Consider the following 21,421-nt stretch of genomic DNA (forward strand, 5'->3'; position numbering starts at 1 on the left):
CGGAGGTAGCGCCGCCCGCCCTCGTGCGCGGATCTGACGGACGCTCCCGGTGAACGGTAAAGCTGGTGCACCAGCCTTGCAGCGGATGTTCCTCGGGAAGCCTGGGCCGGGAGCGCCGTGGGCTCACCAACCCAGGCTTGACCGCCTGCAACCATGCTGCCCCAAGCGATGGGGGGACAGGCGGTCGCCTCGCCGAGCTCGGCGCGAGCGTGCCTGGCGCTGCGGCAATCATGGGCTGATCTCCTGCAGGCGGGCGCGCTCGCCGATGGTCAGGAGGACGCGGCAGCCGGCGCGCTCGCCGCTGCGGACCTCGAAGGCGTGGCCGCCGTCGCCGGCAAGGGCCCAGTGATGGAGCGTGAGCGGGCCGCAGCGCTGCGCCGGCGGGTCGAGCAACGCCGTGTTGCCGTGGACCGCGAAGGTCCAGGTGCAGCCGTCGCCGTCGGTGGCGGCGGCGGCGTGCGGTCCGGTGCGCTCGATCGCGATGCTGCCGACCTGGGGCTCGTAGCTCGGCGGCAGCGGGTTGCCCTCGGCGTCGGCGCAGGCGACGGTGGCGACGTTGGTGCGGGTGAGCGGGTCGGGCGGGGCGTAGGCCCACGAGCCGACGAACGCCGCGGCGGGATCGTCGTCGGCGTCGGGGTCGACCCAGGTGCGCTTGCCGGCGGCGAGCACGAAGTCGCAGTCGGCGCCGCCGGGGCGGTGGCTGATGGCGTCGACGACCTCGGTGGCCTCGGCGCCGTCGCGGGCCAGTGTCCAGCTTGTGATGGTGTAGCTCGATCCGATGACCGGGTTATCGCAGGTCGCCTCCGCCGACGCGAAGCTCGCGTGCTCGTCGTCGGCGTCGTGGAAGGTCCACGAGCAACCCTGATCGGTGCGGCCGGCGAGCGTCCCGTCGCCGTCGCGGGCCAGCACCAGATTGCCGATCTGCGGGATGTCGAGCTCCACCGCGGGGGCGCCGTTCTGGGCCGGACAGGACACGTGCGCCAGGTTGGTGCCGCTGGCGCGGTCAGGCAGGTCGTAGTTCCAGGTGCCCTCGAAGCCCGACGGCGGCGAGGAGGATCCATTGCAGGCGGGGAACAGCGGGACGAGGACGAGCAGGACGAGGTTGCGCATGGTGCCGGCGAGACCACGCAGCGGGTCGCCGTGTGACATCCGGGCGGATGTCACATCCGCGCCGGCCGCGCTGTCTCAGGATCGAGGCAAGCCATGACCATGAAATCCGACGTCGAGATCCACCGCCGCTTCCTGTTCGCGATCGCCTACCGCCTGCTCGGCAGCGGGGCCGACGCCGAGGACGTGGTGCAGGACGCCTACATCCGCTACCTGGCCGTGCCCGAGACCGAGGTCGAGTCGCCGAAGGCCCTGCTCGCCACCATCGTCACGCGGCTGTGCCTCAACCTGCTGGGCTCGGCGCGCCGCCGGCGCGAGAGCTACGTCGGAAGCTGGCTGCCCGAGCCGGTCTGGAGCGAGGCCGACGCGCTCGACGCCTCGTCCCCCCTGGACCGCTGGCAGTCGGTGTCGGTGGCGTTTCTGGTGCTGCTGGAGCGTAGCCGCTCCGCAGAGCGCGTTCTGAAGCGTGCTTGTGGAGGGCGGCCACGTGCGTAGAGTCGCGATGCGATGACGAAGCGACGGAGCGGGGACGCAGGCGCCGAAGTCCCGAGCCTGACGACGGCGGTGCTGAAGCTGTCGGCGCCGCATGTCGCGTGGCAGGGCCGCGAGGACGCCCCCGCCCGCGCGAAGGGGCGCCCGCGTCGCGCGGCCTCGCAGCAGGAGCGCGCGGGAGTTGCCGAGGCCGCCGGCGTGCGGCGCCGCAAGACCGCCGCCCAGCCGTTCGCGGAGGAGGTGGGCGAACGGCCGCCGACCGGAGGCGCGGACAAGCCGCGCCGAAGCGAAGCGACCCGAAGGCGCCCCGCCAAGACGAACTCGACGGTGGCGGGGCGAAGCGACGACAGCACCGGCTCGACGAGCCGACGCACCTCGGCGCGGAGAGGACGCGCGCCCCACTCGGCCGCTCCGGACGCGACGAGCGCTGTGGGCGCGACGGAAGCGGGCAACGCCGCACGATCAGCGGTCGCGGAAGGCGAGCCGCGAGCCGGTGATCCGAGCCAGGTCCAGGTACTTGAGCCGCCCCTCGGCGATGAGGCGTTGTCGCGTCGCGACCCAGTTCTTGGGACTCAGGTCGAGGATGCGACGGAGCGGGTAGCTCGGAGCCACGGTCAGGATCTCCTGCAAGTACAGCTCGGGGTCGAGCCCGTGCATCTGGCAGGTCGCGATGAGCGACGTGATGGCACACGCCCGGACAGCATGCTCGTCGCTGCCGTGGAACAGCCAGTTGCGCCGTCCCTTGACGACGCGGCGCAGAGCCCTCTCGCTGGCATTGTTGTGGATGGGGATCTCCCCGTTGGAGAGGAACTCGCAGAGCGCCTCCCTCTGGTTGTGCAAATAGACCAGCCCCTCGCGCAACGGCGAATGCTCCGGGACGACCTGCCGCTGCGCCTCGGCCCAGGCGAAGAGCTTCTCGATCAGCGGTGCGGACTCGCGCTGCCGGATCGCGAGGCGCTCGTCCGGGCTGCACAGGGCGCATTCCTCCTCGACGCGGAAGAGCGCCTGGAGGGTCTGGAGCGCGAACGCCGCCTCCTTGCCCGCCCCGGCCTTGAACGCCTTGAAGAAGCGCCTCCGTGCATGGCTCCAGCAGCCGGCCTCGCGGGCCTTGCCCGGCCCGAACAGCACGTTGTGGTTGGCCGAAGCATCGGCGACGAGCGTCCCCTGGTAGCCGCCGAAGAGCTTCGCGACGGTGAGGCCGTCGTACGTCGGTGTATAGCGGAACAGCACGCCATCGCCTGGCGCGACCAGGACGAAGACATGCCCATAGCGGTGCTTCTCCTTGGCCCGGATGGCGGTGCCCGTCGCGTCCATGGCGAACCACGACCTCGAAAGCGCGTCGCTCCACATGGCATCGGCAATGCGCATCGCGATGCCGCCGCAATCGTACTGCCAGCGTGTCATGTTGCTGCGGCCGATGCGAAAGCCGTGGCGATCCGACTCCACCTCTTGCCGGTAGTAGGGCATGTGGTAGTCGAGCTTGTGGACGAACAGGTGGGCCAAGAGGCTCGGATCGGCAAGGCACCTGTCGATCGGGCGCTCCGGCAGCGAGGCGATCTTCACCGGTCCGCCGCTGTCCTCCTCAGCGTCCGATTCGGGCGTGTAGCGTACGAGGACGCCGTCGACGAAGGGGCTTTGCTTGAAGCCCGTGTCCGTGGGGATCCCCAGGAACTCGTGCTCCCGCAGGACGAGGGGCTCGTCGAGCTCGCGCGTGAAGGCCGACCCTACGGCTGGCAAAGAAGCAGGCTCCTGGCCCGCTGCGCGGCTCGCCGCCGGTACCTCCGCCTTGGCCACGTACTTGGGTCGACGCCAGACGATCTCCACGGGGCCGCCGCGCCGGTGGCCGATAACCGAGCTGTCTTCGACGCCCACACGCTCGAAGCGCTCGATGCCCTGGAGCAGCACCTCCGGCGGCAGCGTCTCGATGATCACCCTCGGGATGACACCGATGCGACGGCGCCCGTGCTCGTGGCGCTTAACTCGCTTGCCACCTCCGGGATCGGAGCCGGAGGAGGACTCTGCCGTCCCCCCACGCTCCGGCGGCCTCGCGGGGTCCGGCGGCGGGCTGCTGCCCTCGCTCGGGTCCGCTTCGGGCGAGGTGCCGAGGCTCTCGGCCTGCGACGCGGGAGCCGGACAGGCGCCTGGCTCACCGGCCAGCGAAAGCCGCAGCTGGTCAGGCGAGATCTGCTCGGAGACGTGGCGCCGGAACCCGATCTCCAACGTCCGAATCGTCTCCTGCAGCTGTCGATTGTACGCCTTGAGCGACTCGACGGAGCGAGCGAGCTCTTGGGCCTGCTGCTCCGCCGTCGAGAGCTCGGTCAGCCTCGCCTCGAGCTCCTGCACCCGCCGGAGCAGCGCGTCGACCGCCGACGCGGGGTCGGCGGGGCTCCCCTGTCCTTGTCCCCTGGCCTGGAGATAGCCGAGCACGAGCGCCGCGCCGTCAAGGCGCTCTGTCTCCGCCGACTGCGGCAGCTCGGTCCCACCGGGTCGTGTCGTCGAGGTCAAAGCGCGCCATGGATGCCCGCTCCGCTTGCTCCTGGCAAGTACCTTACGTAGACACTTTCCGCTGTTTTTTGATGAGAATATTTTGTCGAAAGTGGGAACGCGGAACAAGCGTGATGCGCCCTCGGCGCTGCGCTGTCGCGAGGTCTTCGGGATGATGCAACTCGCGCCCTGCTCCACCTCGGCATCGGGCTGAGCCGGCCGCCATCGGGCCGCGCTGGCGCCCGTAGCGCGGTGTCCGGCAGCGCGGTGGACGAGCGCCGGCGCAGACACCTCAGTGCACCACGCGGCGGCGGCTTGCCAGCTCTTCCACGGGTAGACCGGCGAGCAGCTGCGCGAAGTCCTGTGCTGACAGCTCTATACACTTGCCGTCGGCCTCGGTGAACGAGGGCAGAGCAAACGCACCCTTCGAGAGACGCTTGTACAGAATTGTGTATCCGTTGCGGTCCCACCAAAGTGCCTTCAGCCGGTTGCGCCTCTTGTTAAGGAACAAGAACAGCGCGCCGCTGGCCGGGTCCAGGCACAGCACCTGCCGGGTGATCGCGGCGAGCCGGTCGAACGCGCCACGCAAGTCCACTGGTCCGACCGCCAGATACACGGCTATCGTCGCGGGCGTCACTGCCCCCTCCGCAACGCTTCGATCGCTTCCACGAGGTCGCGCGCGCCTATCCCACGTACCTGCATCCGTGTCCCATCGGCAAATGCGACGTTGAGCCGCAAAGGCGGCGCCTCTCGGCGCTCCGGGCGCACCACGACGGGTAGGAACGAAACATGCTGAGCCGCCTTGATGGTCGCTGGCAACGCCCCCTCATCTGCGCGCTCACCGCCAGCCACCCATCGGTCGGCCGTCATCTTGTGGACACCGAGCTCCGTGGCGATCTCGGTCGGCGTCGCCCCCGCCCGGGAACGCTCCCTGGCGTACGCCTCGGCTCGCTCTCGCAGCTCGCCCGGGTACTTCCCACGGCTCTTCTGCTCTCGATACCTCGACAGCTCCGCACGCAGCTGCACCAGCTCCCTGCTTCCTGGCATCGCTCGCTCCTCTTCGCTCGACGAGGGCACGGCCCTCATCGGACGCCGCGTAGCGTGCAACCGAAGCTGGCCAGGGAAAAGACGCGGTCTGCGGAGCGGCTACGCTGGAGCAGCTCTCGCCGCTCGAGCGCGCGGTCTTCGTCCTGCACGAGGTGTTCGACCACGACTACGCCGAGATCGGACGGATCGTCGAGCGCACGCCCGCCGCCTGCCGCCAGCTCGGGTCCCGCGCCCGCGAGCACCTCGAACGGCAGCGGCCGCGGTTTCCGCCCACCCCGGAGGCCCACCGCGCGCTGGTCGCGCGCTTCGCCCGCAGCGTGGGCTCGGGCGACCTGCGCGGGCTGATCGACCTGCTCGCCGAGGACGTCGTGCTCGACGCCGACAGCGGCGGGCGATTTTCCGGCGCCGTCCTGGCGCCGTTGCGCGGCCGCGAGGCGGTGGCGGGCTTCGTCGCCTCGACCCCGCGGCTCCCGGCCGGCCCCTTCGACGCGGCGATCGGCGACATCAACGGTGAGCCGGCGCTCGTCCTGCGCGGCCGCACGGACGCAGCGATCCGCGTCGTCATCACGCTCGAGATCGACGGCGGCGTGGTGCGCGCCATCCGGGCGATGGCCAATCCCGACAAGCTGCGGTGGCTCAACGCCCGCCGCGATCCGTGATCGGGCAGCTCGGTCTCCCCGGCATGCTCACGAACCCTCCGTGTGCCAGATCGGGCCAGCCCTCTCGCCGGATGTCAGGGTTCGGCCGCGCGCGGCGTGCGGCGGCTCGTCCTCGCCGCGCGGGCCGCCTCGGAGCCCAGGAGCCCGCGATCGGGCGCCGGCGCGGCACGGCGAATGCTCGGCGGAGCGGCATGATGCGAACCCTTCGAACCTTCGCTCCGCTCTTCGCCCTGTCCCTGGCCGCGACCCTCGGTTGCCAGACCTCCTCCACCGATCCGCCGAACGAGGGCCCGGACCCCGACCCGGGAGGCGAGACGTGCCACGACACGCCCGGATGTGTGGTCGCCTCCGACAAACAGCGCATCTCGACCCCGGACGTGCCTGCGGAGGACCAGGCGGCGCTCGTCTCGGGCAACTCCGCCTTCGCGCTCGACCTCTACCAGCAGCTCCGCGAGGAGCCGGGCAACGTCTTCTACTCGCCCTACAGCATCTCGACGGCGCTCGCGATGACGTGGGCCGGCGCGAAGGGCGACACCGAGACGGCCATGGCCGCCACGCTGCACTTCGACCTCGGGCAGGACGAGCTCCACCCGGCGTTCAACTGGATCGACCAGGAGCTCGAGAGCCGCGGTCAGGGCGCCCAGGGCGCCGACGGCAAGGGCTTTCGCCTCAACGTCGTGAACGCGCTCTGGGGGCAGATCGGCTATCCGTTCGAGACTGCCTTCCTGGACACGCTCGGGCTGAACTACGGCGCCGGAATGCACGTCGTCGACTTCGTTGGCCAGCCGCAGGAGTCGGTCGATCTCGTCAACGGCTGGGTCAGCGAACAGACCGAGGGCAAGATCGAGAAGCTGGTGCCCGTCGAGGCGGTCACCCCCGAGACGGTGCTGATCCTCACGAACGCCATCTACTTCAACGCGGCGTGGCGCACCCCGTTCGAGACCACCGCGACGGAGGACGGCCCGTTCACGAAGGCCGACGGGACCGACGTGACCGTGCCCCTGATGCACGGCAGCCTGGAGATACCGTACGCCGAGGGCGACGGCTACCAGGCGGTCGCGATGCCCTACGACGGGGACGAGCTGTCGATGGTGATCCTCCTGCCGGAGGCGGGCACGCTCGACGCGTTCGAGGCGTCGCTCGACGCGGCGAAGGTCGACGACATCGTCGGCGCGATGAGCGAGCACCTGGTCGACACAACGATGCCGAAGTTCAAATTCGAATACAAGCTGAGCCTGAAGGACACGCTGGAGGCGATGGGGATGGAGGTCGCGTTCACGCCCGGCGCCGCCGACTTCACCGGGATCAACGCCCAGGGAAAGCCCTTCATCCAGGACGTCATCCACAAGGCGTTCGTCGGCGTGAACGAGGCCGGCACCGAGGCGGCGGCGGCGACCGCGGTCATCGTCGGCGACGAGTCGGCGCCCTCGCCGGCGTCGCTCGCGCTCGTGAATCCCTTCCTGTTCCTCATCCGCGACAACGCGACCGGCAGCGTCCTGTTCGTCGGCCGCATCGCCGACCCCAGCGCGAGCTGATCACCGCGCCCCGCTCCACGATGGTGGCACGTGCGTTGCGATGAAGCGGGGTGGGGGCGCCCTGGGTCGGGTCGCCGACCTGGGGCGGGTGCTACGGCCCCCCGCGGGCGCGCTCGGAGCGGCCGCGCGGCTCAGGAGCCGCTGGTAGTGAGGAGCTCCCTGGCGTCGCTGACCACGGCGGCCCGGCGGATCCAGCGGTCCAGCTCGGCGAGGTCCGTGCTCGCGAGGACGCGCTCCCGTACCTCGGCGGGGACCTTGAGCCCGCGGGCGTCGAGCAAGGCGAGCACGGCCTGCGCCTTGCCCTCCACCATCCCCTTCGCCACGTAGCTGCGCGCGAATTCACTCTGAAACTCGTATCCGGCCTTCAACATCGCCTCCAATGTCCGGTTGGGCCGTATTCCTGCGCGCTCAAGACGAGCCCGCGCCCTCGCTCTTGGTGCGCGCTGCACGCCCATGCGTACGGTTAGAAGGACCCGCTCCGTTGGATGATTCGGACCGGTATCGATTCCTCGCTGAGCATGCCCCAGAGCGAATCAGAGATCAGCGCTTCTCCTCTGTTGTCGGTAAGAACGACCTCTCGAAATGTCCACCTCGTCGGACCCATCGTGCGGTCCTCAAACTCAATGGCGTATTCGATTGTAACGGCTGGGTGCATGAGGACCGCACTTCCCTGCTGCACCGGAATTACGGTCGCTGTGCGCACGACGACAACAGGACCACCGAGCTCCTTCGATTTATGGACAAACGTTGCGCGATCGCTGATCTGAACAGCGTACATCTTACTATCCTCCCAATGACGGCTGGGGGTCCGTCACGTCGAGTGGGTCGACATCGGCCTTCTCAAGTGATGCCTCGAAATGGGTGACGAGAAGCTGGAATGCACCCGTCGCGCCCCCCGTCTGCCCTGCCGGAGCCGCGGCTGAGACGACGTGTTGCGAAACATGGGCAAGCACCTTCGCCGCGAGGGCAACGATGCTGGGCGCGCCATCTAATGGTGAATAGAACTCGAAGCGAGTTTTCCCGTTCTCATCAACGCGGAGCGCAATCGCGCCGGAGTCGGCAACAATGACGTCCGGCAAGTTCGCTGCCGAATAGGTGGCGGCAACCGTCAGCAGCTGCGCCGGGGTCCATGACTTGAACTTTTTTTGACGCGTCGCCTCGGCGTCCCGCGCCCAGTTGACAAGCTCTCTCCTGCGCGTGAGAAGATCGTCGATCCAGGTGCGCAGAGTGCTTGCATTGGTGGGATCACCGAAGCAGTACAGCGCGGATAGCGCGCCGCCGCCGGTCAAGCTTCGCGCTTGACCAATCTGCTCCATCGCGTCGAGGAACTTATCGCCCCTCGCGAGATCGCTCTTGGACTCGACCACGACCCGCACGGAGGGCGCCAGGGTGATTGCGAGGTCCCCAGTGCGCAAAACGGTCGGATAGTCCAACGTATCAACGACGAGCACATCTAGCTGATTCGAAGCCTTCTGGAGCTTGCCGCCCTCGGTAAGAGCGATCGCTCCGGAAAGTATCTCGAATCGTCGAGGCACCAGCCCTCGGAAGAACTCGGTTAGGGCAATCTCGCGTGCCGTCCCGACAATCGTGCCATGCGACGCGACCGCCGCGAACAGATCCGCTTGGGCGCGCAGACGATTGCGCTGGAGCTGCGCCAAGTCAGCGGGATTGCTGGTCATGTCGCCGCCCTTGTGGTTTTCGTTGCTTGCACATTTGGAATGGTCCAGCCGAATAATTACCCGAACGGGAGGGAGGTGGCAAGCACTTGCTGCGCACCCGCTGGCCGAACGAGCACATCAACATCAGCACGCCACGGCCCTGTCAATTGCGACGGTTTTCGACCGGCCAACGTCGCAATCAGTTGCGTCGTAGGGCCTGGCGGCGGGTAATAACATGCAGGCCGCGAGGACGCGCTCCCGCACCTCGGCGGGGACCTCGAGCCCGTGGGCGTCGAGCACCGCGAGGACGGCCCGCGCGTTAGCCTTGATCTCCCCCTTCGCTACATAGCTGCGCGCGAATTCGCTCTGAAACTCGTATCCAGCCTTCATCATCGCCTCCAACGTCCGCCTCGCCGCTGCGTTCAGCGAGGATAGCACCAGAAGTCCGTACATGGCGCGGCGCTCCTCATCGAGCCCGGCTGCCGCCGCCAGGAACGCCACGCCGATCGCCTCCGCCGCCTCTCCCTGCCCGTGCGCCATCGCCGACAGCACGACCACCTCGGGCGCCGCACTCGCCTGCCCGGCGTCGGTGACGACCGGGACGCCCTCGGGCCCCAGCACCAGCGGCGTCAGCGGCAAGCCGGGGTGGCCCGCGTCGATTGGCCGCGCGCACCACCGAGCCACATCTGCGTCGATGGCCACGACCAGCAGCCACGTCGGGCAGCGGTACCGGCTGGCCGAGCGCGTCCTGGAGCATCTCGGCGGCCAGCTTCGGCCGGTTCTTGAACAGCTCCACCAGGGCTTCATGGGTCACTGAGCGCATCGGGGTGTCTCTCGGATGGTTACAGGCATTCTGGATCCTCGAGCGACATGCCTGGCCCCTGCGGCGGGTACCGCACCGGCCGAAGCAGCCGTCTCTCATCCCAAGAGTTCCGGTCAGCCTCCCGGATTCGTCATGCCATGTGACCTTCGTGTGCCTCTTCCGAGCCATCCCTTCAATTTTCCGCTGAGAAGGGCCGCAAAAATGAAGCCGCAGCAGCGATAGCACTGTTCCACTCCTCGAACGCCGCCGTTTCATCTCGCTGTCTGGCGTCGCATACCGTGTCGCCGCATACTCTGGACGTGATCCCGGCGCGGTTGCGGGGCGGGCGGGATGCGCCTGTCTCCGGACGCACCAAGGAGTCCCTGCGCCCGGCCACGCGCCTGGTCTGGAAACATAACTCATCCTGACAAAACATTGGCGAACAAATGAAACACATCTCTCACATGACGCCCATGCGCGCCCTGATCTGCAGCCTCGTCGTCGGAGGCATCTCGCTGAGCGCACCCGCTGAAGCTCAGGCGGTGGAGTACGGAGTCTACGAAGGTGAAACCTGCCCCGCAGGATACACGCCCTTGACCCCGCTCGACGCCTTCTGGACGTTTGTCTTCAGTTGCGATGAGCTCCCCTATTCAGGAGTCTTTCGCCTCGCAGACGGGTCCTCGATCGATGGCCCGTGGAACGGCTGCCAGCAGCACGCTGACGATACCCGCGAGCTGGACTACGTCCTCTGCAAGCCCAACTACGAGCTGTTCGAGATCGGCGGGACCACCTTTGCGGTCGTGAGAGGCGGAGAGCAGTGCCTGGAGGGCTTCGAGCTCGCGGATTTCGCCACCGTCTCCGCCAACTCGGCGGAGATCTGCTCGCACGTCGGGCTCTGGGGCATTGCGAGGATCGGTGGAGGGGGCTCCATCGACGGTGCAGGTTACGATTGCAACGTCCGCGCGACCGACTCCCGCCCGCTCGGTGATGCCATCTGCGTGGAAAGCGATTGACGCTCGAGGCGCCGGTCGCTGCGTAGCCTCATCAGGGCCGGGCGCGACGCCTACGCCAGGCAGCAGAACGTCGACGGCTCGGTCGGCACCACGTCGCCGAGCGGCTCGCCGCCGCTCGGCGCACAGCCGCCGGGATCCACGGCGACGATCTCCGCGGACTTGCTGCCGAGGGCGACACCGGGCGGCGTGACCCCGCAGAACGGCGTCGTCGAGCTCACGACGGCCGACACAAGCACGTCCGCGCAGGCGCCGTCGCTGTAGACCGACGCCAGGATCGTACACGAGGCGCCCTCGGGCTCTCCGCAACCGCACTCCGAGCAGCCGCGCGTGTCGTCGGCGCCGCCGTGGAAGACGTGCCGGTCGAGATACGGCTCCTCGCACGTGACGTCGCCCTCGTGGAAGATGCACGTCAGGAAGCCGCCGGGCGGCGGAACCCCGGGCTGGTCCGGCGACGGCATGCAGGTGCTGCGGTCGCCGGGGCACTCGGTGTAGGCGCCGGGGACGCAGGCGAGGGCCCGGGTCTGCCACGGATCGAGGCGCTCCGGCGCCGGTGGCTCGTCCACCCTGGGGGTGCACGCGGCGGTCACCAGCACGGCGGGCGCGTCGATCGAGAGCGACTGCACGCACGGCTGCCCGCCGCAGTCCTGGCCGGCCGGGATCGCGTTGACGGCGGTGCACGCGCCGTCCCAGGCCTCGGGCGCCGCGAAGGCGGTCTCGGCGGTGCCGGGGACCGTCGCGGCACACGTCGCCGCGTGCGCCGACCAGCCCAGCGGGAGCTGGCATGAAGCCGCTGCCGCCTCGGGCGGGTCGCACAGGCAGGCGGCGCAGGCGAGCGGCGCGGGCGCGAGGTCGGCGAACCCCTCGTAGCCGACGTTCGGCGCGGCGGCGGGGCAGTCCGGCGCCTGGTCCGGCGGGCCGTACCAGAGGAGCGCCGGGCCGAACCACCCGAGCGGCGCAGGCGGGATGCAGTCGCCGGCGCAGGCGGTCTCGTCGCCGCCGCCGGCGCCGCCGTTGCCGTCACTACCGCCGCCTCCGCCGCCGCCTCCACCCTCGCCGCCGGCCCCGCCGCCGCCCTCCTCGGGCCACGGGCAGCCTGGGTTGCCGTATTCCTGCGGCTGACAGGGACCGTAGACGGTCGGATCTCCGGGACAGCCAGGCAACAAGAGGATTCCAGCGAGCAGCAACGGGACGATTCGCATGCCCAGCAAGGTACTCAAGGAGCCCTCGCGCTGACAACGGGCGATCTGCGCGAAATAGCCTGTTACGTAGAGCATTGTGGTTTCGTTTCAAAAAATGAAGTCGATGGGGTCTTCTTGCGAGGACGGCACGAAGTGCACGACGTGGACGAGGTCGTTCAGTACGTCGCCTTGATACCGAGTCCGAGCGCCGCGCCGATCGGAGGGGATGACCACGTGAGGGATCCAGCGGCTTCGCGCCGCTCGCCCTGGCGCCGGAGCACCGCGTCCGCCACGATCGCGGTGGCCTCGGCGTGAGCGTGCGCGGTCCACCTGTCCGAGAGGGGCCAGTCGATGCCGAGCCGCGCTCCAGCGCTGAACAGCGCGTCGTCGCGCAACGTCATGTCCCACGGATGCCGGGGGACGAACCGGACGAGGCCGACGGTCGCGACCCCGCAGCCGAACAGGTGGTGGCCGTGCACGCAGCCCACACCGGTCGCCGTGAAGGCCCTCGTGCTGATGGCCATCTCTTTCACCTCCTGCGAGAGGGACACGAGCCCTCGGCCCTCGATCGCGATCGACCACCCGGACCGGCGAACGCCGAGGGACAGCGTCATCCCGGCCGCGGCCCCGGGCGTGATCCCCAGGCCCAGGGTCGCCCCGAGCCCCGCTTCGAGCCGCGGCCGCTCCGCGGGCGCCGGCGCCGCGTCCGGCCGCGATCGCGCCTGCGGCAGCTCGGCCCGGCGAGGTGGCTCCGGCGATGCGCGCCTCGCCTGCGGAGGCGGCGTGGAGGGCTCGGGCCGCGAGGGCTCGGGCGGCGGAGCCTCGGCCGGCGGAGCCTCGGGCGGCGGAGCCTCGGGCTGCGGAGCCTCGGGCTGCGGAGCCTCGGGCGGCGGTGAGCGCCCGGGCGGCGGTGAGCGCCCGGGCGGCGGTGAGCGCTCCTGCATGCCGAGCAGGTGAGCCACGATCGCGAGCGCCGCGCCGGAGAGCAGCTCGTCGCAGCGGCTCTGCGTGCTGAAGGCCTCTGCCCACCGGGTCTCTCCCTCGCGGTCGCGCAGCGCCAGCGAGGCCGTGAGCTCCGGCCCCTCCCGGGCGATGCTGACCGTGAGCACCTCCGGCGCGTCACCACGGAACGGGTCGGCGCCGAGCCCGCGCGCCACCTCCGCGCGCAGGAACGTCGCGTCGGGGCAGCCCTCGGCGCCGGGGCCCTGCATGACCTCGAGCCGCATCGCCGGCCGGGGCGGCTCCGGCGCGGCTTCCTCGGCGCCGGGGCCTTGCACGACCTCGAGCCGCATCGCCGGCCGGGGCGGCTCCGGCGCGGCGTGCGCGTCCACGACGCGGAACAGACCCATGGCCGCGGCCACCGCGGCGCGCGCCGGGAGCCGAGCGCGCCGCAGCGGTCCGGGGGCGCAGCGGGCCCGGCGCGCGTGGCGCGCGTGTCCGATGCTGCGCCTTCTCATCGCGACGGCTCGCTTCCTGCCGGGCTCTGCGCGGCATGGGCGAGCCGCGCCCGGGCGACGGTGCGTAGCTGCTCCCGTACGGACTTCAGCCGGCCAGCGGGAAACCGCGCCTCGTGCGCGGCGAGCTGCCGGAGCGCCCCGGCGGGATCGCCGGCGGCGAGCGCCTCGTGCGCCGCGGCGAGCAGCCGGCGTTCCTCCTGGAACGTGTCCTCCGAGCCGTCCCGATCGGCGGCGGGTGGCGCTGCCCGCGGCGCGGCGGCGCACGGGCGAGAGGGCGCCTGGGCCGCGGGAGGGACGGGCGGCAGCTCGTGCGCCTGCTGCGGCGGGGCCGTTGCGAGGCAGGCGCTGCGCGCGGGCAGGCTCTCGGGCAGCAGCGTCCCGAAGCGGCCAGCCCACAGGACCGGCGGCGGGGCGAGGGCGAGCAGCAGGGCGACGGTCCCGGCGCCGCCCGCCGCGGCCGACCCGAAGGAGAGGCCGATCTGGGCGAGCCTCCGCCGCAAGGCCGAGGCCGCAGGCGAGCGCGGCGGAGGCGCGGGCGCGTGCGGTACAGGCGCAGGCGCGCGCAGCACCGGGGCGGGCGGCGCAGGCGCGTGCGGCGCGGGCGCGTGCGGTACAGGCGCAGGCGCGCGCAGCACCGGGGCGGGCGGCGCAGGCGCGTGCGGCGCGGGCGCGTGCGGTACAGGCGCAGGCGCGCGCAGCACCGGGGCGGGCGGCGCAGGCGCGTGCGGCGCAGGGGCGGGCGGTGCGGAGGAGCTCGCGCCGTCATCGCGCGCCAGGAAGTCCGACGTCAGCGGGAACGCGAGCCAGCAGGCGCGCAGCGCCTGTCGCCGCTCCGGTCGCAGCCGCTTGACGGCGGCGCGGTAGTCCTCGCGGGCGAGGCGCAGCCGGCTGCAGGCGGTGTTGTAGTTGATGGCGAGCTCGCGCGCGATCGCGACGATCGGCACCTCGTACGCCTCGTGCAGGACGAGGACGATCCGCCGCTCCGGGGCGAGCGTGCCGAGCACCTCGAGCGCGATCGCGAGCCGCTCTCGCTCCGCGATGCGCTGCTCGCTGCTCGGCACGGGATCGACGGGCTGGCCGTACGGCGCGGGGTGCAAGCCGTTCGGGACCTCGCGGCGGCGGTGGGCGCGGTCCAGGTAGCGGCTGACCTTCCGCAAGGCGATCCCGAAGACCCATCGAGCCTCCGCGCTGCCGCCGCTCGGGTGCCATCCCTCCCGCCGCGGCGGCGGATGGCCCGCGGAGGCGGTCTCGAGCGGCGGCAACGGCAAGGCGGAGGCGGGGTAGGCGGGATCGAACCGATCCAGGCTCTCGTACGCCGCGAGCAGGACCTCCTGGTACAGGTCGTCGATGTCGGTCTCGTCGACCCCCAGCAGCCGGAGCGCGCGGGGGAGGACGTTCAGGGCGGCGGCGTGAACAGCGTTCCAGGTGAGATCGCGGGAGGTGTCGTCGGAGGCAGCGACGCGTGTGCTCATACCCAGAATTGCGCGGAGCTTCCCGGGTCCGTCTCGAAAACGCACCGCCCGGTGCACGCGACGAAGGCGCTCCCGGTCACCGCCCGCGGTTGCCCGGGGCCCGCGGAGCTGCCCTCGGGGGACCGGAAACGGTCCCGGGGGTAGCTGAGCTTTCCTCCGGCACCGGTAACGGTCCGGGCGGGGTAGCTGAGCTTTCCTCCGGCACCGGTAACGGTCCGGGCGGGGTAGCTGAGCTTGCCCTCGGCACCGGATGCGGTCTGGGTCGGCTAGCTGAGCTTTGCCTCCGGCACCGGCACCGGTCCTGCCCGGCTAGCTGAGCTCTCCTCCGGCACCGGCAGCGGTCCTGCCCGGCTAGCTGAGCTCTCCTCCGGCTCCGGCACCGGCCTCCTGGGTTCGCCGTGCTTGCCCCGGGCACCGCAACCGGTCCTCGCCGGCGGTGCCGCCGATCGGCTCAGGCCAGGCGCACGATCACGACGTCGGGCGACCCGCCGTCAGGACCTTGCCAGGCTCGTTGACCCACCGACACAGGTGCTTACCCCTGGCCGGACTCCGGTGTGCGCCGGACGCTCACATCACGTCCGGCGCGGGGGGCAGGGGACATGGCCATCATGTCGCTTCGTCACCCGGCGAAGGACATTCAACGAGAGGTGTTCCCCTCATGGCCAAGCCTTCCGCTCCGATCAAGAACAAGCCTGCTCCCAGGAAGCCCGCGGCCCCGCCCCAGGCGGCGGCGGCGTTCGACAGCATCCTCCCCGAGATCGAGGCGCTCAGCCCGGATCGGCTCATCTCCATCAAGATCGATATCCCGCGCGCCGTCTCCCAGGTGCTCGGCGTGCTGCCTGGATTGCGCGCGCTGCGGCCCGCCATCGCGGAGCACCTGCAAACGCACGACGTCGCGCTGCTCGACCGGCTCGAGACCTACGCGCTCGCCGCCTGGTACGCGCACCTCGCGTGGCTGTCGAGCGGAGGCGCCGAGAACGCGCTCAAGCCGCTGCTCGCGGAGGCGGCCCCGCTGCGCGAGAACCTGCTGAGCGACGCCGAGGCGCTCGCCCGCCGCGGCCTGCTCGACGCGGCGACGGTCGCGGAGATCCGCGCGGGGCAGGGGCACATCGACCTGGCCAACGATCTCGTGGCGCTCTCGGCGCTCTTCGGCGGGAGCTGGTCCGCCATCGCCGGCAAGACGGCGGCGACGGAAGAGGAGGTGAAGCGCGCCGGGGAGATCGGCCCGCAGCTCCTCGCCGCCCTCGGCGTGCGGGAGCACGGCAAGGGGCCCGGGCCGACCGAGGCCGCAGACAGGCGGGCGCGCGCGTTCGCGCTGCTCGTGCACGCCTACGACCAGACCCGCCGCGCCGTGGCCTACCTGCGCTGGAACGAGGGAGACGCCGAGACGCTCGCGCCGTCGCTCTACAAGGGCCGCGGCGGCCGCGCGGCGTCGTCCAGCGACACCGCGCCCGAACCCGAGGACACCGACGCCACCCCCGGCGCGTCCGCGCCTGCGCCGGCCGCAGGCGCAGCGCCGGCCGCAGGCGCAGCGCCGGCCGCAGGCGCAGCGCCGGCCGCAGGCGCAGCGCCGGCCGCCGCGCCGAACGGCGCCGGGACACAGGCGCCGCCGGCCGCAGCGCCGCCCGCCGGGGCGCCCTCCGTCGGATAGTACCGCGGGCAGAAGGTCTGTCAGGGCTCGCGCCGGCACGCTGGCACGCTGGCACGCTGGCACGCTGGCACGCTGGCACGCTGGCATGTCGTCCGGAGCCGCTCGTCACGAGTTCCCGCTCGCCTTCGCCGGCTCCGACGCGCATCAACTCTCATTGCGCGCATCCCAGCAGCGATCTTCCGGCGCGGCTGTATCTCCGCGGCACGCGAATCGCCAAGCTCGACCGTCGACAGATGGCGAGGAGGAGAAGACACCGCGGGCACGCACGTTGCTCAGGCTGCGACCACCCTCAGGACTGAATACCTGCAGGTCCGCGGAGGCGGGGCCTCGCGGCGAGCACCCTACGTTGCGATCTGTCGGCATCCATGAACGGCGCCAAGCCGCCCTGGTGTGGAGCTCGAGGTCGTCGACACGAACAAACACAGAGGAGCACCATGAAGCACCGGATAGCCATCATGCTGACAGCCGCCACCCTCGCCACCGGGTGCCTGGCCGACCCGGACTCCGTCGTCGTGGATGGCGACGAGGACTCATCGAGCTTCACAGACCCGCAGGGCATGCGCTGGGTGAAGGTTCGCGATGTCACCTACGCGGAGGACGGCGAAGCCCCTGCAGCCGTCCTCGGGCCGGAGATCGGGCCTCCTGAAGACGAGCCGAACATCGCAGACATGTCAGTCCGTGAGATCGCGGAGAAGATGCGGCCGCTGATGGAGTTTCAAGGTGTAGAGTACACGCTCGACGAGGCGAGCCTCTGGAGGTTCGCAGAAAAGGTGAAGAGGGACGCCGCACAGGCGTTTCACGAGAGCAGCCCGTCAGAGCGAGTGGACCCGGAGCAGGTGTACACCGACGTCCCCGAGCCGCTCGCCACCAACGGGGTGAGGGTGCCCCGAGGGGTCTTCGGATTCGAGGAGAGGGTGCTCGTTCCCTCACCCTGGTTCTTGCCCCCGATGAAGTGGATCGGCGTTTACGGGTCCGCCACGGCAGCCTTCGCCACGGTGTTCAAGGTGCACAACCACTACACCGCGATGGGCGCCGCGCACTCCCAGCATGATGGGACCTCATGGCTGGCGCCGCGGGCCATCGGCTTCGGCCACTCCGCCACGAGTCCGTCGCCGACCGGCTTCGCGACGGCTGCCTGCAACTTCAGGACCGTCCCCGCTGGCTGGAACGCATCCAATGACAAGGCCTACGATTACGCCGTCCTCGGTCTTCGTGGCGGGGGCGCCAACTGCGTCTCGTCGACCTACAACGTTGGCTATTTCGGGTACCAGACCATCGGTTCCGGCGTGACCGGGCTCTCCGGGACGGTAGCCGGCTACCCCGACAAGGAGGCGTCCTTTGCGCCTGGCGGGCTCTGGCTCGAAGCAGAGATGTTCACGCATACGAACAACTCCGGCTATACATCGAGCGCCCCCCTGTACCCGACACAGCTCTGGCACCAGAATGACAGCAACCGCGGCCAGAGCGGCGCCCCATACTGGACAGAGTCTGGAGGGCTCCAGTACGTGCGCGCCGTTCACTGGGGCTATGACCCCGGGTACTTCACGCAGAGCAACGGAGGGCGGCGCTTCACCAGCGAGGTCGTGACCTTCCTCCAGCAATTTGCCGGCTATTAGCGCCCATCCACGCCGACCGCGCCGCCGTCGCGCGACTGGAAGCGCTGGCGATATCTTCTGGAGTCGTGCTAGATGAGCGTTCCGGGACCCCGCGCTGCTGCAGGCGGTGCTCAGAACATCAGGAGAACACGCATGTCGTCAGCATCCACGTCGCGCAGGCTCGGTCGCGCCGCGGCCGCCATCCTCCTCATCGGGCTGGCGTCGTGCCGGCCCGGAGGCACCAAGGCGTGCACGGAAGCCGCTTGCGGCGATGAGGTCGAGATCAAGTTCGAACCCGAGCTGGTAGCGCCCGGTCGCTATCATTTCATCGTGGATCTGGACGGCGTGACGCGGCGCTGCTCTGCATCCCTGCCCAACCCCAGCCAGCAGGAGATGATGCCCGAGTGCCTGATCCGTCAGGGCGACGGCTCCCTGGCGGCCATCACGATCCCCCGAATGCAACCGAAGGTGGTCGCGCTCCGCGTGGTGCGTGACCAGGCGGTCCTCTCGGATACCCGCGCGGCGCCGATCTATGCGGTCGAGCGGCCCAACGGTCCGGATTGCCCGCCCGAATGCTCGGTCGGTCGTATCACGGTGGGGATCAAAGAGCCGACCCCGGAAGTCCATCGATGAGTCGAGCCGGGCAACGGGCGGGGCTCACGGCCGCGGCCGTCGCGATGCTCGGCTGCTCTGGAGCCGCGAGCTCCAGCGCCGACGACGTAGTTGCCCATGCTGCGCCGATCTACAACGGCGCACCGACCTCGGCGTGGTCGGGTGTCGTCGCGCTCGACGAGGTCTGCACGGGTGTTCTGATCCATCCTGAAGTCGTGCTGTACGCGGCGCACTGCGGCACGGGGTTCGTGTCGGCTCGAGCCTCCTCCGGCGCTTCCCGGGCGGTGGATGCGTGCTGGATGCACCCTGAAGCGGCCTTCTACGGGACGGACATCGCGATCTGTCGCCTCGCCGAGGCGTTCGACGATGTCGAGGTGATCCCGCCGGTGCTGGGGTGCGAGGAAGACGCGATCACGCCTGGTGCCGACGTGCTCATGGTCGGGTATGGAGCGCACGACGACCAGGATCACGGCCTCGGGATCAAGAGAGCAGCGCCTGCGAAGATCGAGGACGTCGGGGCGGAGATCGTGGTTCGTTCCGCGGGCGTGGGCACATGCGCGGGCGACTCGGGCGGACCGGCGCTCGTGCGCGTGGACGGCCGAGCCTGGCGCGTCGCGGGGGTGCTGTCGGCCGGGGAGACCTACGATTGTGGCGATGGCCCTTCATACTACACTCCGGTCGCCGGCTTCGTGCAGTGGATCGAGCAGCAGACGAGATGTGACGTGTCGCCGTGCGGAGCGCCCTCCGGCCAGTGGGCGCCGTCTCCAGATTGCCGCGACCATGATGGCGCCGCCGCGGAGGATCCCGTCGCCGGCCGCGTCTCGGGGCCGTTCTCGAGCACGTGCGGGGAGCCATTCGGGGGTGACGTCGCCGATGTCTGGCCTCCCTCGGTGCGGATCGAGGCACGATCCAGGACGCTGGTCGCCTCGGAGCAGGGTACCGCCAGCGTCGAGATCGCGGCTCGGGTGAGCGATACAGGATGGGGGGTGCGGCAGGCCGAGCTCTCGATCGTCGACGAGCTCGGTCGACCCCGGGCCCGGGAGTCCCACAGCCTCGGAGCTGACGCGTTCGGGCCGTTCGATCTCGAGATAGGGTCTTACGAGATTCGACTCGTGGCGCGCGACTTCGCCGAGAACACGGCAGAGGGCCGGGCCAGCGTCGAGGTGGTCGCCCTGGACGCCCCCGCCGGAGGATGTGGCATATCGCGGCCGGCGGGGGCCTCGAGCGGCGCGCCGCGCTGGATGCTCGCTGCGCTCGGGGTCATCCATGGGGTGAGGCGGGCCGCCCGGCGGCCCCGTGGCGCGAGGCCTGCCCGGATCACGCCGCGCGGCGGCCACCCTTTCGGGTGAGGCGAGCGGCGTCTGGGTGGCAAGCGGCCTCTGTGGCGCTCGCGCAGCGCCTACGCGACGTCGCTCGTGCCCTGAGGGGGCGTCGACCGGAGCAGCACCTCGTGCAGCAGCCACAGGCCCGCGGCCGTGACCACCGCGAGCGTCCCGATCGACGGGAGCCCCACATGCGCGGCGAGCACGCCGCCGAGGCTCGGCAGGACCGCGCCGCCGACCATGGCCGCGCTCGCCTGGAACCCGATCGCGTGCGCGGTATGAGGGCCGAGCCGAGCCGGGGTGCGGGACATCAACGTCGGGTAGATCGGCGCGAGGCCGAGCCCCGCCAGCATGAGCCCCGCGGCCCCTGGCCAGGCCGGGCCGACCGCGAACAGCACGGTTCCGAGCAGCGCCGTCAGCGTGGCCATGCGCAGGAGCCGGTCCGCGCCCACCCGATCGATCGCCATGCCGAGCACGACGCGCCCGACGCCGATGCTGCCCCAGTAGGCGCTCGCCCACACCCCGGCCGTCTCCGCCGCGACGCCGCGCGCCTCGGTGTTGAGCGTGAAGCTCCACTGCCCGAGTATCAACTCGAGGCCCGTGTAGAGGAAGAACACCGCGATCTGCAGCCACACGCGGCGCTGCCGCAGCGCCGCGGCGAGCGGGACGGGGACGCCCGGCGCCTCCTGCGGGCCTCCGGCGGCCGCCGCCCGCGCGCGGAACGCTCCCTTGACCACGGCAAAGGCCGTGGTCAGGAGCAGCATGATCGCGCCGATGATCGCGTAGCCCGAGCGCCATGAGCCGGTGATCGCGAGCGCCGCCGTCGCGATGAGCGGCCCGAGCGCCGCGCCGACGCAGTAGCAGGCGTGCAGCCAGTTCACGTGGCGGGCGGAGAAGTTGCTCGCCGCATAGGTGTTGAGCCCTGCGTCGATCGCGCCCGAGCCGAGCCCGGCGATCAGCCCGCAGAGGATCAGCAGCGGCCAGGCCGGCGTCGTCGCGTAACCGAGCATGGCGACCGTGATGAGCCCGCTGCTGAGCGTCAGCAGCTTGCCCACGCCGAGCCGGTCCACCAGCTTCCCCGCCGCGACGCTGGACGAGAAATACCCGACGCCCGTCCCGACCAGGAGCGCGCCGAGCGCGCTCTGCGGGAGCGCGAACGCGGCGCGCAGCGAGGGCCACGCGACCCCGAGCACCGCGTCGGGCAGGCCGAGGCTCACGAACCCCACGTAGGTGAGGATCAGGAGCGGCGGCACGCGGGCGACCTCTCCTCAAACGCCCCGCATGCCCTGGATCGACGTGTCTTCCTCGACGGATGCATGAGATGCATGTTCCGGCGA

General features: G+C 70.7%; 20 protein-coding genes. 8 read left to right on the top strand and 12 right to left on the bottom strand.

What is annotated here, in order from left to right; all coding sequences use genetic code 11:
* Positions 1 to 228: 228 nt before the first annotated feature.
* Positions 229 to 1,149 (bottom strand): hypothetical protein, encoded by a 921-nt coding sequence (locus tag WME76_RS07125; protein WP_437959430.1) that lies wholly within the window; start codon positions 1,147 to 1,149, stop codon positions 229 to 231.
* A 54-nt stretch (positions 1,150 to 1,203) separates the two neighbouring features.
* Here WME76_RS07125 and WME76_RS07130 point away from each other — a divergent pair, with 54 nt between their 5' ends.
* A complete protein-coding gene (locus WME76_RS07130; RefSeq protein WP_437959431.1) occupies positions 1,204 to 1,602 on the top strand; it encodes a sigma factor in 399 nt (132 codons plus the stop codon).
* Between the two features lie 459 nt (positions 1,603 to 2,061).
* Here the strand turns inward: WME76_RS07130 and tnpC are convergent, their stop codons facing one another.
* The 3 genes from tnpC to WME76_RS07145 form a co-directional block, all read right to left on the bottom strand.
* A complete protein-coding gene (tnpC, locus tag WME76_RS07135) occupies positions 2,062 to 4,104 on the bottom strand; it encodes an IS66 family transposase (protein ID WP_437954404.1) in 2,043 nt (680 codons plus the stop codon).
* Positions 4,105 to 4,375: 271 nt separating this feature from the next.
* The gene (gene tnpB / locus WME76_RS07140; protein ID WP_437954403.1) at positions 4,376 to 4,699 is read right to left on the bottom strand and encodes an IS66 family insertion sequence element accessory protein TnpB; all 324 of its coding nucleotides are present in this window, start codon (positions 4,697 to 4,699) and stop codon (positions 4,376 to 4,378) included.
* 17 nt (positions 4,700 to 4,716) lie between these two features.
* Positions 4,717 to 5,169 carry a helix-turn-helix domain-containing protein gene (locus tag WME76_RS07145; protein WP_437954402.1) on the bottom strand — a complete coding sequence of 151 codons (453 nt, stop codon included), beginning with the start codon at positions 5,167 to 5,169 and terminating at the stop codon, positions 4,717 to 4,719.
* Positions 5,170 to 5,234: 65 nt separating this feature from the next.
* On the opposite strand from WME76_RS07145, the gene WME76_RS07150 reads away from it, so the two are divergent.
* Together WME76_RS07150 and WME76_RS07155 are read left to right on the top strand one after the other, a co-directional pair.
* Positions 5,235 to 5,789, top strand: a complete 555-nt coding sequence (locus tag WME76_RS07150) for a sigma factor-like helix-turn-helix DNA-binding protein (RefSeq protein WP_437962084.1) — start codon at positions 5,235 to 5,237, stop codon at positions 5,787 to 5,789.
* Between the two features lie 191 nt (positions 5,790 to 5,980).
* On the top strand, positions 5,981 to 7,324 hold the full coding sequence (locus WME76_RS07155) for a serpin family protein (RefSeq protein WP_437959432.1): 1,344 nt from the start codon (positions 5,981 to 5,983) through the stop codon (positions 7,322 to 7,324).
* 131 nt (positions 7,325 to 7,455) lie between these two features.
* Here the strand turns inward: WME76_RS07155 and WME76_RS07160 are convergent, their stop codons facing one another.
* The 4 genes from WME76_RS07160 to WME76_RS07175 all read right to left on the bottom strand — a co-directional run bounded on the left by WME76_RS07160 (position 7,456) and on the right by WME76_RS07175 (position 9,684).
* Positions 7,456 to 7,695, bottom strand: coding sequence for a hypothetical protein (locus WME76_RS07160; RefSeq protein WP_437959433.1), 240 nt, complete (start codon positions 7,693 to 7,695; stop codon positions 7,456 to 7,458).
* A 92-nt stretch (positions 7,696 to 7,787) separates the two neighbouring features.
* Positions 7,788 to 8,102, bottom strand: a complete 315-nt coding sequence (locus WME76_RS07165) for a hypothetical protein (protein WP_437959434.1) — start codon at positions 8,100 to 8,102, stop codon at positions 7,788 to 7,790.
* A gap of 4 nt (positions 8,103 to 8,106) precedes the next feature.
* Positions 8,107 to 9,003, bottom strand: a complete 897-nt coding sequence (locus WME76_RS07170; RefSeq protein ID WP_437959435.1) for a DUF6602 domain-containing protein — start codon at positions 9,001 to 9,003, stop codon at positions 8,107 to 8,109.
* Positions 9,004 to 9,126: 123 nt separating this feature from the next.
* Positions 9,127 to 9,684 (bottom strand): hypothetical protein, encoded by a 558-nt coding sequence (locus WME76_RS07175; protein WP_437959436.1) that lies wholly within the window; start codon positions 9,682 to 9,684, stop codon positions 9,127 to 9,129.
* Between the two features lie 546 nt (positions 9,685 to 10,230).
* On the opposite strand from WME76_RS07175, the gene WME76_RS07180 reads away from it, so the two are divergent.
* Entirely contained in the window at positions 10,231 to 10,797 is a 567-nt protein-coding gene (locus WME76_RS07180; protein WP_437959437.1) for a hypothetical protein, read from the top strand.
* A gap of 50 nt (positions 10,798 to 10,847) precedes the next feature.
* Here WME76_RS07180 and WME76_RS07185 read toward each other — a convergent pair whose 3' ends face one another.
* From WME76_RS07185 to WME76_RS07195, 3 genes are all read right to left on the bottom strand, one after another.
* The gene (locus WME76_RS07185) at positions 10,848 to 11,996 is read right to left on the bottom strand and encodes a hypothetical protein (RefSeq protein WP_437959438.1); all 1,149 of its coding nucleotides are present in this window, start codon (positions 11,994 to 11,996) and stop codon (positions 10,848 to 10,850) included.
* Positions 11,997 to 12,151: 155 nt separating this feature from the next.
* Complete coding sequence (locus WME76_RS07190) at positions 12,152 to 13,324, bottom strand: hypothetical protein (RefSeq protein ID WP_437959439.1); 1,173 nt, start codon at positions 13,322 to 13,324, stop codon at positions 12,152 to 12,154.
* 104 nt (positions 13,325 to 13,428) lie between these two features.
* Positions 13,429 to 14,904, bottom strand: coding sequence for an RNA polymerase sigma factor (locus WME76_RS07195; protein ID WP_437959440.1), 1,476 nt, complete (start codon positions 14,902 to 14,904; stop codon positions 13,429 to 13,431).
* A 658-nt stretch (positions 14,905 to 15,562) separates the two neighbouring features.
* Here WME76_RS07195 and WME76_RS07200 point away from each other — a divergent pair.
* The 4 genes from WME76_RS07200 (at position 15,563) to WME76_RS07215 (ending at position 20,111) form a co-directional block, all read left to right on the top strand.
* Positions 15,563 to 16,555, top strand: coding sequence for a hypothetical protein (locus WME76_RS07200; RefSeq protein ID WP_437959441.1), 993 nt, complete (start codon positions 15,563 to 15,565; stop codon positions 16,553 to 16,555).
* 434 nt (positions 16,556 to 16,989) lie between these two features.
* The gene (locus tag WME76_RS07205; protein WP_437959442.1) at positions 16,990 to 18,171 is read left to right on the top strand and encodes a trypsin-like serine peptidase; all 1,182 of its coding nucleotides are present in this window, start codon (positions 16,990 to 16,992) and stop codon (positions 18,169 to 18,171) included.
* A gap of 132 nt (positions 18,172 to 18,303) precedes the next feature.
* Positions 18,304 to 18,783, top strand: coding sequence for a hypothetical protein (locus tag WME76_RS07210; RefSeq protein WP_437959443.1), 480 nt, complete (start codon positions 18,304 to 18,306; stop codon positions 18,781 to 18,783).
* Positions 18,780 to 20,111 (top strand): S1 family peptidase, encoded by a 1,332-nt coding sequence (locus WME76_RS07215; protein ID WP_437959444.1) that lies wholly within the window; start codon positions 18,780 to 18,782, stop codon positions 20,109 to 20,111. Before WME76_RS07210 ends, WME76_RS07215 begins: the two co-directional genes overlap by 4 nt.
* Before the next feature lie 50 nt (positions 20,112 to 20,161).
* Here WME76_RS07215 and WME76_RS07220 read toward each other — a convergent pair whose 3' ends face one another.
* Positions 20,162 to 21,337 carry an MFS transporter gene (locus WME76_RS07220; protein WP_437959445.1) on the bottom strand — a complete coding sequence of 392 codons (1,176 nt, stop codon included), beginning with the start codon at positions 21,335 to 21,337 and terminating at the stop codon, positions 20,162 to 20,164.
* Positions 21,338 to 21,421: the final 84 nt, after the last annotated feature.

Origin of the sequence: Sorangium sp. So ce119 (genome assembly GCF_051524405.1) — a bacterium.
GTDB lineage: Bacteria > Myxococcota_A > Polyangia > Polyangiales > Polyangiaceae > Sorangium > Sorangium cellulosum_G.

Coding starts and splice junctions, on each gene's coding strand:
- WME76_RS07195 (WP_437959440.1), bottom strand. CDS start 14,904: ATGAGCACACGCGTCGCTGCCTCCGACGACACCTCCCGCGATCTCACC.
- WME76_RS07185 (WP_437959438.1), bottom strand. CDS start 11,996: ATGCGAATCGTCCCGTTGCTGCTCGCTGGAATCCTCTTGTTGCCTGGC.
- WME76_RS07155 (WP_437959432.1), top strand. CDS start 5,981: ATGATGCGAACCCTTCGAACCTTCGCTCCGCTCTTCGCCCTGTCCCTG.
- WME76_RS07190 (WP_437959439.1), bottom strand. CDS start 13,324: ATGGGTCTGTTCCGCGTCGTGGACGCGCACGCCGCGCCGGAGCCGCCC.
- WME76_RS07205 (WP_437959442.1), top strand. CDS start 16,990: ATGAAGCACCGGATAGCCATCATGCTGACAGCCGCCACCCTCGCCACC.
- WME76_RS07145 (WP_437954402.1), bottom strand. CDS start 5,169: ATGAGGGCCGTGCCCTCGTCGAGCGAAGAGGAGCGAGCGATGCCAGGA.
- WME76_RS07130 (WP_437959431.1), top strand. CDS start 1,204: ATGACCATGAAATCCGACGTCGAGATCCACCGCCGCTTCCTGTTCGCG.
- WME76_RS07215 (WP_437959444.1), top strand. CDS start 18,780: ATGAGTCGAGCCGGGCAACGGGCGGGGCTCACGGCCGCGGCCGTCGCG.
- WME76_RS07210 (WP_437959443.1), top strand. CDS start 18,304: ATGTCGTCAGCATCCACGTCGCGCAGGCTCGGTCGCGCCGCGGCCGCC.
- WME76_RS07170 (WP_437959435.1), bottom strand. CDS start 9,003: ATGACCAGCAATCCCGCTGACTTGGCGCAGCTCCAGCGCAATCGTCTG.
- WME76_RS07125 (WP_437959430.1), bottom strand. CDS start 1,149: ATGTCACACGGCGACCCGCTGCGTGGTCTCGCCGGCACCATGCGCAAC.
- WME76_RS07165 (WP_437959434.1), bottom strand. CDS start 8,102: ATGTACGCTGTTCAGATCAGCGATCGCGCAACGTTTGTCCATAAATCG.
- WME76_RS07200 (WP_437959441.1), top strand. CDS start 15,563: ATGGCCAAGCCTTCCGCTCCGATCAAGAACAAGCCTGCTCCCAGGAAG.
- WME76_RS07160 (WP_437959433.1), bottom strand. CDS start 7,695: ATGTTGAAGGCCGGATACGAGTTTCAGAGTGAATTCGCGCGCAGCTAC.
- WME76_RS07180 (WP_437959437.1), top strand. CDS start 10,231: ATGAAACACATCTCTCACATGACGCCCATGCGCGCCCTGATCTGCAGC.